Annotated in this window: 8 protein-coding genes; 3 read left to right on the top strand and 5 right to left on the bottom strand. The window is 62.1% G+C overall.

What is annotated here, in order from left to right; all coding sequences use genetic code 11:
* Positions 1 to 72 precede the first annotated feature (72 nt).
* Entirely contained in the window at positions 73 to 5,238 is a 5,166-nt protein-coding gene (locus ACW9JE_RS09565) for a dermonecrotic toxin domain-containing protein (protein ID WP_457432605.1), read from the top strand.
* A 351-nt stretch (positions 5,239 to 5,589) separates the two neighbouring features.
* On the opposite strand, the gene metE is transcribed toward ACW9JE_RS09565, so the two are convergent.
* Complete coding sequence (gene metE / locus ACW9JE_RS09560; RefSeq protein ID WP_457432604.1) at positions 5,590 to 7,899, bottom strand: 5-methyltetrahydropteroyltriglutamate--homocysteine S-methyltransferase; 2,310 nt, start codon at positions 7,897 to 7,899, stop codon at positions 5,590 to 5,592.
* A gap of 111 nt (positions 7,900 to 8,010) precedes the next feature.
* Between metE and metR the strand changes: the two genes are divergently transcribed.
* Positions 8,011 to 8,928: a transcriptional regulator MetR gene (gene metR / locus ACW9JE_RS09555; RefSeq protein ID WP_224537183.1), complete on the top strand. Its 918-nt coding sequence runs from the start codon at positions 8,011 to 8,013 to the stop codon at positions 8,926 to 8,928.
* Positions 8,929 to 9,055: 127 nt separating this feature from the next.
* On the opposite strand, the gene ACW9JE_RS09550 is transcribed toward metR, so the two are convergent.
* From ACW9JE_RS09550 to ACW9JE_RS09535, 4 genes are all read right to left on the bottom strand, one after another.
* On the bottom strand, positions 9,056 to 9,553 hold the full coding sequence (locus tag ACW9JE_RS09550; RefSeq protein WP_457432603.1) for an N-acetyltransferase family protein: 498 nt from the start codon (positions 9,551 to 9,553) through the stop codon (positions 9,056 to 9,058).
* Between the two features lie 99 nt (positions 9,554 to 9,652).
* Positions 9,653 to 10,075, bottom strand: a complete 423-nt coding sequence (locus ACW9JE_RS09545) for an NUDIX hydrolase (protein ID WP_457432602.1) — start codon at positions 10,073 to 10,075, stop codon at positions 9,653 to 9,655.
* Between the two features lie 164 nt (positions 10,076 to 10,239).
* On the bottom strand, positions 10,240 to 11,565 hold the full coding sequence (locus ACW9JE_RS09540) for an APC family permease (RefSeq protein ID WP_175375197.1): 1,326 nt from the start codon (positions 11,563 to 11,565) through the stop codon (positions 10,240 to 10,242).
* Between the two features lie 240 nt (positions 11,566 to 11,805).
* Positions 11,806 to 12,627: a carbon-nitrogen hydrolase family protein gene (locus tag ACW9JE_RS09535; protein WP_457432601.1), complete on the bottom strand. Its 822-nt coding sequence runs from the start codon at positions 12,625 to 12,627 to the stop codon at positions 11,806 to 11,808.
* 119 nt (positions 12,628 to 12,746) lie between these two features.
* On the opposite strand from ACW9JE_RS09535, the gene ACW9JE_RS09530 reads away from it, so the two are divergent.
* Positions 12,747 to 13,547, top strand: a complete 801-nt coding sequence (locus ACW9JE_RS09530) for a response regulator transcription factor (RefSeq protein WP_457432600.1) — start codon at positions 12,747 to 12,749, stop codon at positions 13,545 to 13,547.
* Positions 13,548 to 13,609: the final 62 nt, after the last annotated feature.

Here is a 13,609-nt window from a genome sequence, read left to right as displayed (position 1 = left end):
CGAACGACGTTTTTCTTAAATGGCCGCCCCGTGGCACGGATCGACCGCGCCACCTGAACGAGCCATCGATCAATGACCGAAAAACTATTGCCCGACACCATCTCCCCCTCACCGCTTGTCCCGCCTTCCCTCACGCCCCTGCCCGCCAGCCTCGATGAACGACTTCTGCTCAGTGCCACCACCCGTTGGCGAGCCGCCAGTGGGGGTCTTGGCGAGTTGTTGAATAACGCACCGGCCACGCCGGACAAACAGCGCTGGAAGACTTACTGGGATGCCCGGGCGCCCGGTACGCCGCTGTCTCGACGAGATCGGGCCATCGAGCTGTACCGCGACCACTTAGAAGCGGTCATCCAGGCGGCCTTCGCCCGACAACGCCTGACGGCGGAACAGGCTCAGCCGCTGCTGGCACTGCTGGACTCGACGACCACCGACCTGCGCCTCAAGGGCCAGCCCCTGCGCACGGAGCGCCTGACTCTTGTATCGAGCGACTACACGAAAGTGAGTTATCCGGCCGCCTGGGTGATCAGCCTTGGGGATAAGGACCCGTCGCCGCACTGGCTGTACCTGCCCAGTCATGCCGAGCCGATACAGGCGTTCGAAAAACGCAGCCTCATGGAGTCCTGGTTGTCGCGACAGTCACTGGTCCCGACAGAAACGAGCGTCGAAGACATCGGCTTCGAGTTCCGCTTCAGAACACCGATGCTGGCGGTGGGAATGACGGATCTGCTGCTGCACTTGCAACAACCCGCATCCGGCAAGCACGCGGCAGAATTCACCCTGCCGCCCGCCGTCGAAACCGGTAGCCATGACGATCAGCCGGCGATGTTCGGCACCCTGTATGCCGATGTCCCGTGGACCCTGCGTCAGACCGCTTTGAGCACTCAACGCGCAGCCCTCGAGCGTTATCTGGGCGACGACCTTGAAAGCGAGCGGCAGAAAAAACTCGCCGATGAACTCTCGGTGCTTGAGGCCGCCGTGCAATCCGCCGACCAGGCCGCCACTGCCTTGCTGTACCGCGAACGCCTGCTGGACACCACGACCATCAACCGGGAATTCACCGCGCTCTACAACGCCCACAAAGCCGGCCTGCGCGCCGAGATCGAAGTGCAGCGAGCCCTTGAGCAGCTCAATGAATATGAACATCGGCTGATCAACAATCTGTTGGACGGGGCAGCACTCAACACAGGTGCCAAGGTGTGGAGCCTGACGCTGACGATCATCACCGGCGATCCAACCCAGCGCACCACCCACGACCTCAACGGCCCCTGGCTCATCGAGTCCGCCGACGCCAGCGTGTTGCTGCACTGGCCCGGCACCGGTGGCGGCTTGCAGCGCTTCGTCAACCTGCGTGCGATAGAGCGCGAGGTGTTCAAGATCCAGGAACAGGACGATCGCCTGACATTGAGTTTGAAGCCCATCAACCACGACCCGCTGCATTACAGCCTCAACCAACTGATCGACGTCTTCGAGGAAAGCGCCGCGAAGATCCGCCAGCGTTACACCGAAGATTCCCAGGCAACCCAGCGCGCTGTTGAACTGGAGCAATGTCGCCGCGACACCCTCGCCGGTTTGCAGGTGCCAGTGAATGCCGCCCGGCAACTGGTTTTCTCCCAGCGACTGGAACAAAACCGCAGCGCGACCCTGGCCAACCAGCTACCTGAATGGCTCGGCCAGAACACCGAAAGCGGCGAACTCAAGCCGCTGATCCAGGCCTGGATCACAGCGATGCAGCGCAGCCACGAGCAACTCGAAATTGTGCTGATGCCGCGCAAGGATTTCACCCGCGAGCGCCTGTATGCCCGGCTGAAAAAGGACTTCGCCATCAAGGGCGACTTCCAGGTGCAGCTGGATCTGCCTGACAGCGTGGCGTGGCAAAAAGAGTCGTTCCCCGCACCCGGCGCGCCCGGCACCCCGCAAAAGCTGACGCTGATCCCAAGTACCCGGCGCAGCAAGATGTCACTTGAAGACCTGGCCCAGCTCAACATCGATGACACGCCGTCGATGAATCTGGAGCCGCTGATGCTGCGCCTGTCGTTCATGAAGGTAGAGGTCAGCTCCGCCAACGCCGCCGAACGTCAGGCCCTGAACAGCGGCATCACCCTGCCCTGGCTGCGCAAGGTCCTGCCCGAACTGGATTTGCCCCAGGCCTACGAACAGTTGATCCGCAAGGTGTTCATGGGCGCGGCCGACGAGGCGGCGTTTGTCCGTGAGCATCGCCGTGAATGCCTGCTCGAACCCTGGCGATTGATACTCAAGCTGCAAGGCGAAACCGCCCGCCTGCAAAAGCAGATCAGCGCCGACGAGCTGCGCATTCTCAAGATCGCCATCGACGCCGATACCCCACAGGCTTGGACGGTGGACGGCAAACGCATCGTGCTCTGGCCGGCTCGTTTGGGTGTCGGTGGCAAGGACACGCCGGACGAAGGCCCGGTCACTCTGGCCGGCGTCATCTTCATCGAAGAACAGGTCAGCGGCATGACCCTGCTCTATCTGCCGGACAGCCCGGACGGGCAATTCCTGCGGCGCTACGACAACCTGGAAACGGCGCGCAAGGCTCTGTACAACCTGTGCCTGCGCGACGAGATGCTCAACTATCTGGCGGGCCGCGCCTTGCAGGGTTCGGTGCAGGCCCACGCCAGCCGCATCAATCAGGCCATGCTCAAGCACTTCGACGCGATCATCGCGGTCGGCACCCGCTGGCCCGCCACCACCTCCCTCGCCGCGCACCAACTTGACAGCCACATGGGACGCCTGATCGAGGCCCATCGCGCCACCTCTCGCTCCAACGTCGACCTCTATCTGGAGCGTTATGCGCTGCAGGGACCGCGGGTGTTCAACTACCTGAAAATGGCCCTGGGTCTGGTGCCTTTCGTGGGTACCGCAATCGCTCTGTACGACGCCTGGAACAGCGCCAACCTGGCTGTATCGGCGTTCGTGCGTGGCAAGGTCGGCGATGGTCTGGCCGAGACCGAGTCGATGCTGTTATGCCTGATCGATGCGGCCATGGACATCCTGCCCAGCGTGTCCATCAACACCGCTCAGGCGGCGCGTTCGGCCACGGGATTGCGTCAGCTCAAAGCCATGAACGCACAGGCCGCCATGCAGTCGTCCTCGCTGAACGACGCCCGCCGGGTGATCCAGCGATTCGCCGGCTACGAGTATGAAAAACCGCTGTCACTGGCAGATCTGCAACCTGGTAGCCGTGGCATGTATCGCAACGTCTATCGCCATGCCGAGGGTGATTTCATCGTTCGTCAGGGCAGGATTTTCGAGGTCGAACGCAGCAAGGATTCACGCAACTGGCGCTTGAAAGGCACGACCCAGAAAACCTACAAGCAACCCATCGCGCTGGATGAAGCCGGTCACTGGGACACCTATTACGGCGTGCATGGTGTGGCGTTCGAAGGCGGTGGTCTTGGGGGCGGCAACGTGCTGGGTTATCTGGCCGATACCTTGGACCCGGTTTGGCCTCGGGCGATCCGCGAGCGGTTGCCGCGCTGGTGGGTGGATGAGTCGTTCAGGCGGCTGCATGCATTGACCCAGGCTGCCGACAATCTTGCGCCGCAAATCGATGCCCGGGTCAAACAGACCGAAGTCCACTTGGCCGCCTATGAAAACGACCGGCGTTCGGCAACGCTGCGCCAGCAAGCGGAAACGGCCTGCATCGCCGACATCGACATGGCCAGGCTCTACCACCAGACCCTGGTCGATCTGTTTCCGCTCACCCACGGCAACAAGAGGCGGGTGCTGCTGGACTTCCAGAGCGACGCGGCGCTGATCCTCAGTGACCGCTACAAGAAGCGGGTGTTTTTCGCCAATCACAGCGTCGAGCCACTGCTGGACAGTATCGATGAGCTGATGAAAAAACTCGAAGCGACGCCTTTATCGAACCTTTCGCTGAAGCTGCAGGTGCTGGCGGAGGTCAGAAAGCTGCGGATCGAATTGATAGAAGGTTTCGACAACATCGAAGCTCACATGCGCGAACTCAATCACTGGTATCAGCGCATCACCACCAGTGCCGACAAGGCCCAGCTGACACCGGACGTGACCATGCTGAACGGGCGTCTGACCGAAGGCACTTTGCTGAACGTCCGGGCCTGTAACCTGCTGGAGGTGGTGACCCGTTACGACGCCGGCACCGACTTGTCCTGGTTCTTTCTGCAAGGGCAAATGCGTGCTTCCAGGGAGCGAGTCGAACGTGCGCTGGTTTCGCAGTTCAGTCTCTCGGAAGTTTCCGCGACCAAGGCTCAGCGCAACCGGATCCTGCAGGATTGCATCGAGCACTACAGCGAGTTTCGTCGCGGGATGAATGCCTGGACCGCGAGTTATCCGCAGCATTTTCATCTGGAGTCGGTGCCGCCGTTCATGGAGGCGCTGGCGAAACTGAGCGAACGGGCGCGCAAGGCGCTGGACCTGCCGGCGCCGTCGACTAAACCCGGGCAGATCAGCAAAAAGGTGTTCGTCACCGAGAGCGATGAGCTGTTGATCGGCGTGGAGCATCTGGAAAAAACCACCCAGCGCTATCGCTACACCCTGACCGGGAAAGGCGGCTACACGGAGGTCTGGGAAAAAGGCGCGGATGGCAAATCCCGTCTGCTGAATCCGCCGCCAGCGCCCTCTCACACCCAGCACCGAAACCTTGATTCGCTGCTCGCCGAAGCCCGTCAACGGCTGCAATCCCAGGACGCCTACCTGGCGAAAATCGAGTCCTACGCCAGCCAGGACATGCTCCCGGTGGATCTGGAGCACATGATGCTCAAGGAGGCGGACGAACTCAGCCGCCGCGCCCAGGGCATCGAGGCGCTGGCGCCGCAGGATGCGCTCGTCCAGCAACTGCGCGACAAGGCCACGGAGCTGACCGCCACCGGCCGCACGCTGCGAACCCGCCAGACGCTACTGAGCAAAAAACCCACCGATGGCATGCTCGACGACCTGCTCAAGCACGACGCGGTGGAGATCCGCAAAACCAGCCTGATCAAGAACCTGGGCAAGCGCCGGGACGGTCGCAACGATTTCATGCAGGAATACGAAATCTGGGACAAGACACAAACCCCGGCCAAGGTGCTGTGGTATGCGCATTTCCACTATTCCCGAGCCGCGCCGGATTTCGACGGGTTCGAGAAAGGACATCTGAAATTGCCCGAACACCGCTTCCTGACCCACGCCGACAACGCCGACCTGCCGTATGCCGACATTGGTAAACGGTCGGCGGTGTTGCCGTATTTCGAGAAGGTGTGATGGCGGACCGGATTCTCTGACCCGACGCCATCCCTGTAACACCGCGGGCATTCAGACAGCCAGCGTTATCGTTGACGACCATCGCGAGCATGCTCGCTCCTACAGGGTTCACGGGTGTACGCAAAATTCGCAGACAACCAAGACCATTGTGGGAGCGGGCTTGCTCGCGAAGAGGCCGGTACATTCAACATCGATGGCGTCTGACACTCCGCCTTCGCGAGCAAGCCCGCTCCCACAGGGTTAACGGGTGTACGCGAAATTCCCAGACAACCACAATCATTGTGGGAGCGGGCTTGCCCGCGAAGAGGCCGGTACATTCAACAGTGATGTTGAATGCCATGAAGGCTGCCTTCAGGCCAGCTGACTACGCAACTGGCGCGCGGCCGCGACCATGTTCACCAACGCCGCTTCGGTCTCCGGCCAGGCCCGGGTTTTCAGGCCGCAATCGGGGTTGACCCACAGGCGCTCGGCCGGGATTCGTTTCACCGCCTTGCTCATCAGATCCACCATCTGCGCCGTATCCGGCACCCGTGGCGAGTGGATGTCGTAGACGCCCGGGCCGATATCGTTCGGGTAATCGAACGCCTTGAACGCTTCGAGCAACTCCATGTCCGAACGCGAGGTTTCGATGGTGATCACATCGGCGTCCATCGCCGCGATGGCTTGAATCACGTCATTGAATTCGCTGTAGCACATGTGGGTGTGGATCTGGGTTTCGTCCCGCACGCCGCTGGCGCTCAGGCGGAACGCCTCCACCGCCCACTCCAGATACTCTTGCCATTGCTCGCGACGCAGCGGCAGGCCTTCGCGGAACGCCGCCTCATCAATCTGCACGATGCGGATGCCGGCCGCTTCCAGGTCCACCACTTCATCCCGCAGAGCCAACGCCAACTGCTGCGCCTGGACCTTGCGCGACACGTCTTCGCGGGGGAACGACCACATCAGCATGGTCACGGGACCGGTGAGCATGCCCTTCATGACCTTGTCGGTCTGGCTCTGCGCATAGCTGATCCAGTCCACCGTCATGGCCTGCGGACGGCTGAGGTCGCCGTAGATCACCGCCGGTTTCACACAACGCGAACCGTAGCTCTGCACCCAGCCGAAGCGGGTGAACAGGTAGCCGTCCAGTTGCTCGGCGAAGTACTCGACCATGTCATTGCGCTCGGCCTCGCCATGCACCAGCACGTCCAGCCCCAGGCGCTCCTGAATCTGAATGGCATGGCGAATCTCATGGCGCATGGCGTCGTGATAATCGTTGGCCGATAGCTTGCCCTGTTTGTACGACTGACGCGCCAGACGAATCGACCCGGTCTGCGGGAACGAACCGATGGTGGTGGTCGGAAACGCCGGCAGCTTCAAGCGCGCACGCTGCTGTTCGATGCGCTGGGCAAAGGGCGACTGACGCTGACTGTCCCTGGCATCGATGGCATCGACCCGCGCCTGCACGTCCGCTTTGTGAATCCGCGGCGACTGGGCGCGGCTGGCGGCAATGGCGCGGCTTTCAGCCAGGGCAGCCTGCACCTTTGGCGCTTGTGGATCGTTGAGGGCATCGCGCAGTACGGCGATTTCGCCACACTTCTGCACCGCGAACGCCAGCCAGCTTTTCAGCTCTGGGTCGAGTTTGTCTTCACGCTCAAGGTCCACCGGACTGTGCAGCAGCGAGCAGGAACTGCTGACCCACAGGTTCTCGCCAAAACGTTCCTGGGCGAACCGCAGTTGCTCGAGCACCGGCTCCAGTTCGCAACGCCAGACGTTGCGGCCATTGACCAGCCCCACCGAGAGAATCTTGTAGACCGGCAGGCGGTCGAGCACGTGCAGCAGTTGATCCGGCGCGCGCACGGCGTCGATGTGCAGGCCTTGCACCGGCAGTCCGACCGCCAGACCGAGGTTGTCCTGCAGACCGCTGAAGTAGGTCGCCACCAGCTTTTTCAGCGGCGAGTACTGGAGGATGTGGTAGGCGCGCTCGAAGGCATTCTTCCATTCCTGAGGCAGGTCGAGGGTCAGGATCGGTTCATCGATCTGTACCCACTCCACGCCCTGGGCGGCAAGACGGCCGAGGATTTCACCATAGATCGGCAGCAGGCGCTCCAGCAGGTCGAGTTTGTCGAAGTCGGCACCTTTGACCTTGCCCAGCCACAGGTAGGTCAACGGGCCGATGATCACCGGCTTGACGTTATGCCCCAGGGCTTTCGCTTCGTCGACCTCGTTGAACAGCTGTTCCCAGCTCAGCTTGAACTGCTGGTCGGCGCTGAATTCCGGGACCAGGTAGTGATAGTTGGTGTCGAACCACTTGGTCAGCTCCTGGGCGTACTGCGCCTGACCATGTTCGCCGCAGCAGCTGGCAGTGGCGCCACGCGCCATGGCGAACAGGGTGTCGAGGGTCGGCAGGCCGCGTTCGTCGCGGCTGCCGGCGAAACGCTCGGGGATCACGCCGAAGGCCAGGGAATGGCTCAGCACCTGGTCGTACCAGGCAAAGTCGCCGACCGGCAGCAGGTCGATGCCGGCATCTTTCTGCAATTGCCAGTGGGTGGCGCGCAACTGGCGGCCGACGTTTTCCAGCGCGGTCCGGTCCAGATCACCTTTCCAGTAGGCTTCGAGGGCTTTTTTCAGTTCGCGGTCGGCGCCGATGCGCGGGAAACCCAGGGTGTGTGCCACGGCCATGGTGAAGGTGCTCCTGTGTAAAAGATGGCGCTATTGTCGACAGCCGGACCATCATGAGACAAACTCAACCTTTTCGTGTTGATCACAAGTTTTCCTCATGGAGCCTTTCCGGTGCTAGAACTCCGCCACCTGAAAACCCTGCACGCCCTGCGCGAAGCCGACAGCCTGGTGGATGCCGCCGACCGCCTGCACCTGACCCAGTCGGCGCTGTCCCACCAGTTCAAGGAACTGGAAGAGCGCATGGGCATGCCGCTGTTCGTGCGCAAAACCAAACCGGTGCGCTTCACCAGCGCCGGCCTGCGCCTGCTGCAACTGGCCGACGCGACCCTGCCGCTGCTGCGCGCCGCCGAACGGGACATCGCAAGATTGGCCGGCGGCACCGCCGGACGCCTGCACATGGCCATCGAATGCCACAGCTGCTTCCAGTGGCTGATGCCGACCATCGACCAGTTCCGCGACGCCTGGCCGGAAGTCGAGCTGGACCTGGCCTCGGGCTTTTCCTTCGCACCGCTGCCGGCCCTGGCCCGTGGCGACCTGGACCTGGTGGTTACATCCGATCCGCTGGATCTGGTGGGCATCACTTATGTTCCGCTGTTCACTTACGAAGCGATGCTCGCGGTGGCCAACCAGCACCGCCTGGCAAGCAAGCCGTACATCGTCCCCGAAGACCTGCTGAGCGAAACCCTGATCACCTATCCGGTGGAGCGCGATCGCCTGGACATCTTCACGCGTTTTCTGGAACCGGCCGACATCGAACCGGCGCAGGTCCGCACTTCGGAGCTGTCGGTGATGATGATGCAGTTGGTGGCCAGCGGCCGCGGCGTATGCGGCATGCCCCACTGGGCGCTGCATGAATACAGCTCACGGGGCTACGTGAAGGCCAAGCGCCTGGGCGAGAAGGGATTGTTCGCCACGCTCTACGCGGCGATTCGGGCGGACATGCTGGATGCGCCTTATATGCGCGATTTTCTGCTGACGGCGAAGGACACTTCGTTTTCTACGTTGGATGGGGTTAGTGCCGTCAGATAACACCCGCCCCCTGTAGGAGCGAATTTATTCGCGATGGACGCAAGAACACCGCGGGGAACCAGATTCCCCGCGTTATCGTTAACGACCATCGCGAGCATGCTCGCTCCTACAGGGGATCGTGTGACAGTCAGATTTCACGCCACATGTGGACCTTGTCGAAATACTCCTTCCCCACCCGCACCGCCATCGGCTCCAGCCCGAACTGGATGAAACCGCAGCGCTGGTAGAGGTCGATCGCCGCCTGATTGCCGGCGGTGACGGTCAGCTTGACCAGCCGCAAGCCCTGATGCCTGCGCGCCTCATCCAGCACCGCCTGCACCAGTTGATAACCCAATCCATTCTGCCGCGCGCCGGACGAGACATACATCCCAAACAACGTCGCCTTGTGCCGGGCCTTTTCCCGGGGCTCGAACGCCAGCCCCGCAATGCCCGCCAGGCGTCCATCGACGAACCCGCCGAACACCACATCCAGCTTGCCGCTCAGGCGCTCTTCCCACCAACTCAACGGCAGCGATGCCCGCTCGCGCACGCTGGAGGTGAACGCCTGGGCATGCCGGTCATAGGCCTCGAGTGTCAGGGCCCGATAGTCGAGGGCATGACTGGCATTCAGACGCTCGATCCACATGTTCAGGCCACCCGGCACTGTTCAGATTTCAGCAATGCGGCAGCGACAAAGTTCAGCAAGTCCTGGAGCGGGATCATGGCGGGTCCTTGGCGTGGATGATCAGGCGATCGCCGTCAGCGAGTTCCGATAAAACGGCAGGATCAGGTCCCGTGTCAATGGCGCCAGGACGAGGCCGCCATCGGTCGCCGGGTCGATCCACACCACCTCTTCGATCTCGGCGGCCGGGGTGACGTCGGCATCGATGTTCAGCAGGAAGATCTCGGCCTTGACGATGTGTCCGGGCTCATTGGCGGCGGGGGCGGAGAATTGGCCGAGGAAGCTGGCTTGCTCAGGATCGATGTCCAGCCCCAGCTCTTCTTCCAGCTCGCGGGCCAGTGCGTGGATGGGCAATTCATGAGGTTCGATCTTGCCGCCCGGCTGCATGAACGCCTCGGTGCCGCGCTTGCGCACCAGCAGGGTTCGGCCGTCGGCGCCGATCAGCAGGGCGGCGGCGATGTGGATGATGCGGGGCGAAAGATTCATGGCGCGATCGTGACCTTGGCGGAAAGCCGCAAGGATCGCACGAGACCTCCTGTAGGAGCGAGCTTGCTCGCGATGGACTTCAGGACACCGCGGGCATTCAGACAGCCAGCGTTATCGTTGACGACCATCGCGAGCATGCTCGCTCCTACAGGGGGTGGCGTTAGTTATGCGGCTTCCTGGAAATCCATCTCCGGCGGCTGGCGGCGGAAACCGCCGGTCAGCACGGCCAGGTACACCACGCCGATCGCCAGCCAGCTGAGACCCAGGTAGATCGCCAGGTGGTCGAGGCTGACCATCAGCCACAGGTCCGCCGCCAGGCCGATGAACGGGAACAGCAGGAACAGCACGAACTCTCGCAGGCCTTTTTTCTCGCCGCCGATCCAGTAATGGAAGATCACCGACAGGTTCACCAGGCTGAAGGCCAGGAACGCACCGAAGTTGATGAACGAGGTGGAGGTGGTGACGTCCAGTTTCAGTGCCAGCAAGGCCACCACGGCGCACAGCAGGATGCTGTTGATCGGCGTGCCGAAGCGCTCGTGCAGGGTGCCGAAGAAGGATTTCGGCAACACGCCGTCGCGGCCCATGGCGTACAGCAGTCGCGAGCCGCTGGCCTGTGCCGACAGGCCCGAGGCGAATTGGCCGACGATCAGGCCGATCAGGAAGATCGAGACGAACAGGTCGCCGCCGATGTTGCGGGCGATCTCATAAGCCGCCGAATCCACGCTGTCGAACTGGAACGAAGGATGGGCGATCTGCACGAAGTACGACACGCCGACGAAAATCAGCCCGCCGATCAGGGTGATCAGCATGATCGCCCGTGGAATGGTGCGGCGTGGGTCGCGGGTTTCTTCGGTCAGGGTGCTGACCGCGTCGAAACCGAGGAACGAGTAACAGGCGATGGCCGCGCCGCTCATGATCAAGGGCATCTGCATGTCGCCATTGAAGAACGGTTTGATCGACCACAGCGGCGTGCTCGCGTCACCGCCGACGTAGTGCACGCACAGCGCGACGAAGGCCACCAGCACCAGGAACTGCACCAGCATCAGCAAGGCGTTGACGCCATTGGCCAGTTTCAGGCCGACGATGTTGATGGCGCTGGTGATGCCGATGAACGCCAGCACCCAGATCCACTGCGGCACCGCCGGGAACGCGGAGTTGAGGTACGCCGCGCCGATCAGCCAGATGGCCATGGGCAGGAACAGGTAATCGAGCAGCACCGCCCAGCCGGCGATGAATCCGAGTTTCGGGCTGATGGCCTTGCGCACGTAGCTGTAGGCGGAACCGGCGACCGGGAAAGCCGAGGCCATGCGGCCGTAGCTCATGGCGGTGAAGAACATCGCCACCAGCGCCGCGAGGTAAGCGGCCGGGACCATGCCGGCGGTGGATTGAGCGAGGATGCCAAAGGTGCCGAGCACAATGATCGGCGTCATGTAGGCGATGCCAAACAGCACCACCGAGCCTAATGACAGGGTGCGTTGCAAACGAGCCATGGGCGACTACTCCGGAATTATTGGATTTATGGCAGAGCCGAGTTCGGCGCAGGAGTTTTGGGTGTTGCTTTGTTGTTCTTCGGTAAAGGGTCAGGCAAATGTGTTGCCTGGAAGGGCCTCTTCGCTGGCAAGCCAGCTCCCACAGGTTGTGTGTCTTTCACAACATCTGTATCCACTGGAGATCCCTGTGGGAGCGGGCTTGCCCGCGATGGCGTCAGCCCAAACGATACAAAGTCCGGATCATCCCCTGGGAATCATCAGCTCCCGCAACCCGCCAGCATGCTCGACCACTTCCCCCGGCAACTTCAGCCGCTGATCATCCAGATACCGATAATCCTGGCGCGCCGCCGTCAGCCGGTTCAGGTCCAGCTCCACCGCGAACTGACCTTCCTCGCGGCCAGCCTCGAACAGCAGCGTGCCCAGCGGATCGACCAGCGCGCTGCCGCCAGCGAACAGCAAGCCGCCGTCGCCCTCTTCCACCCGGTTGACCATCAGCGCAAACGCCTGGTTTTCCTGGGCGCGGGCCATGATCGCGGTGCGGTGGGTCGGGCCGTAAGGGTCCATGTTGCCGTTGGTCACCAGCAGCAGTTCGGCACCCAGTTGCGCCAGGGCGCGGGCGCTTTCGGGGAATTCGATGTCGTAGCAGATCAACAGACCCACGCGCACACCGTTCCACAGGCAGGTCGCATAACGGTCGCCCGCTTCATAAACGCCGCGATCCGAGGCCCACAGGTGGGTCTTGCGGTATTTCAGGGCGATATCTTCAGGGGTGATCAGCAGCGTGGTGTTGAAGAAACGCCCGTTGTCGTTCTCGGCGGTGCCGATGACCACGGCGATGTTGCGCTCGCGAGCGGCGGCCACGATGGCGCTGACGGTCGGGCCGTCCAGCGGTTCGGCGACGTCGGCTACGGACTCGGCGCTTGGGAAACCCATCAGGTGGCTTTCCGGAAACATGATCAGCTGCGTATCGGCAGCACAGGCGTTGATCGCCGCCAGGGCGCGTTCGAGGTTGTAGGCCGTGTCGTTGTCACGGCCCGCCAGTTGGGCGAGTTCGACTTTCATGGGTGGTCCTTGTTCTGAACGCCGGAAAGATTGCCCGGTCGCTGTCTGTGCGCCAGTATGCGCAGCAAGCGCACGGTGGGGGAATTACGCCGCCGGGGTAACACGATAGGGGTAGATGCATGACACTCTCGTTGGACGACATCGCCTGGCACCGCTCGGTGGGGCAACTGATCGACGCCCTGGACAAGCCCAACTTCTGGACGCAACTGGTGCGTCTGCTGGACCAGTACGTCCCCTGCGACAGCTGGGTGGTGCTGATGTTCAGCGCCGATCAGCACCCGCAGGTGTTCGCCGAAAGCCCGGGCGTCGACGGCAGTCCCGACCAGCTGTTTCAGGATTACCTGCGCGGGCTGTACCTGCTTGACCCCTTCTACATCGCCTGCCGCGAGCAGTCGCGCACCGGTCTTTACCGCCTGTCCGAGGTGGCGCCGGAGCATTTCGAACTCACCGAGTACTATCAACGATACTTTCGTGTGAATGTCGTGGCCGACGAAATCCAGTTTAATTGCCAGCTCGAAGGCGACCGCACGCTGTGCCTGTCACTGGGCAGCAAGCAGCGCTTCACCGCCGGGCAGATCGCCATGCTGTCGCTGATTCAGCCGTGGGTGCTGGGCCTGTTGCGCCAGCGCCTGCCCTACGAGATCAACGAAGTGGTGGCCCTGGCGCCCGCGCCGGTGACTGCCGATTGGCGGGTGCAGCTGGAAGCCTCGGTGCAGCAACTCAAGGGCGCGCAATTGACCGCCAGGGAGCTGGATGTCGGGCGCCTGATGCTCAGCGGCTGCTCCAGCAAGGAAATCGCCCGCAAACTGGAAATTTCCATCGAAACCGTGAAAGTCCATAAGAAACACATGTACAGCAAGCTGGGGATCAAGTCCCAGTCGGAGCTGTTTTCGATATTTCTGCAGGCGCAGAATGCCTGATGACTATTTTCCTGTAGGAGCGAGGCTTGCCCGCGAATGCGCCAGGTCAGCCAACATCGATG

Source organism: Pseudomonas sp. SDO55104_S430 (genome assembly GCF_054070595.1).
Note: the sequence above shows the minus strand (reverse complement) of the source record. Positions and strands in the feature narration are given on the sequence as shown.

Coding starts and splice junctions, on each gene's coding strand:
- ACW9JE_RS09565 (WP_457432605.1), top strand. CDS start 73: ATGACCGAAAAACTATTGCCCGACACCATCTCCCCCTCACCGCTTGTC.
- metE (WP_457432604.1), bottom strand. CDS start 7,899: ATGGCCGTGGCACACACCCTGGGTTTCCCGCGCATCGGCGCCGACCGC.
- ACW9JE_RS09550 (WP_457432603.1), bottom strand. CDS start 9,553: ATGTGGATCGAGCGTCTGAATGCCAGTCATGCCCTCGACTATCGGGCC.
- ACW9JE_RS09545 (WP_457432602.1), bottom strand. CDS start 10,075: ATGAATCTTTCGCCCCGCATCATCCACATCGCCGCCGCCCTGCTGATC.
- ACW9JE_RS09540 (WP_175375197.1), bottom strand. CDS start 11,565: ATGGCTCGTTTGCAACGCACCCTGTCATTAGGCTCGGTGGTGCTGTTT.
- ACW9JE_RS09535 (WP_457432601.1), bottom strand. CDS start 12,627: ATGAAAGTCGAACTCGCCCAACTGGCGGGCCGTGACAACGACACGGCC.
- ACW9JE_RS09530 (WP_457432600.1), top strand. CDS start 12,747: ATGACACTCTCGTTGGACGACATCGCCTGGCACCGCTCGGTGGGGCAA.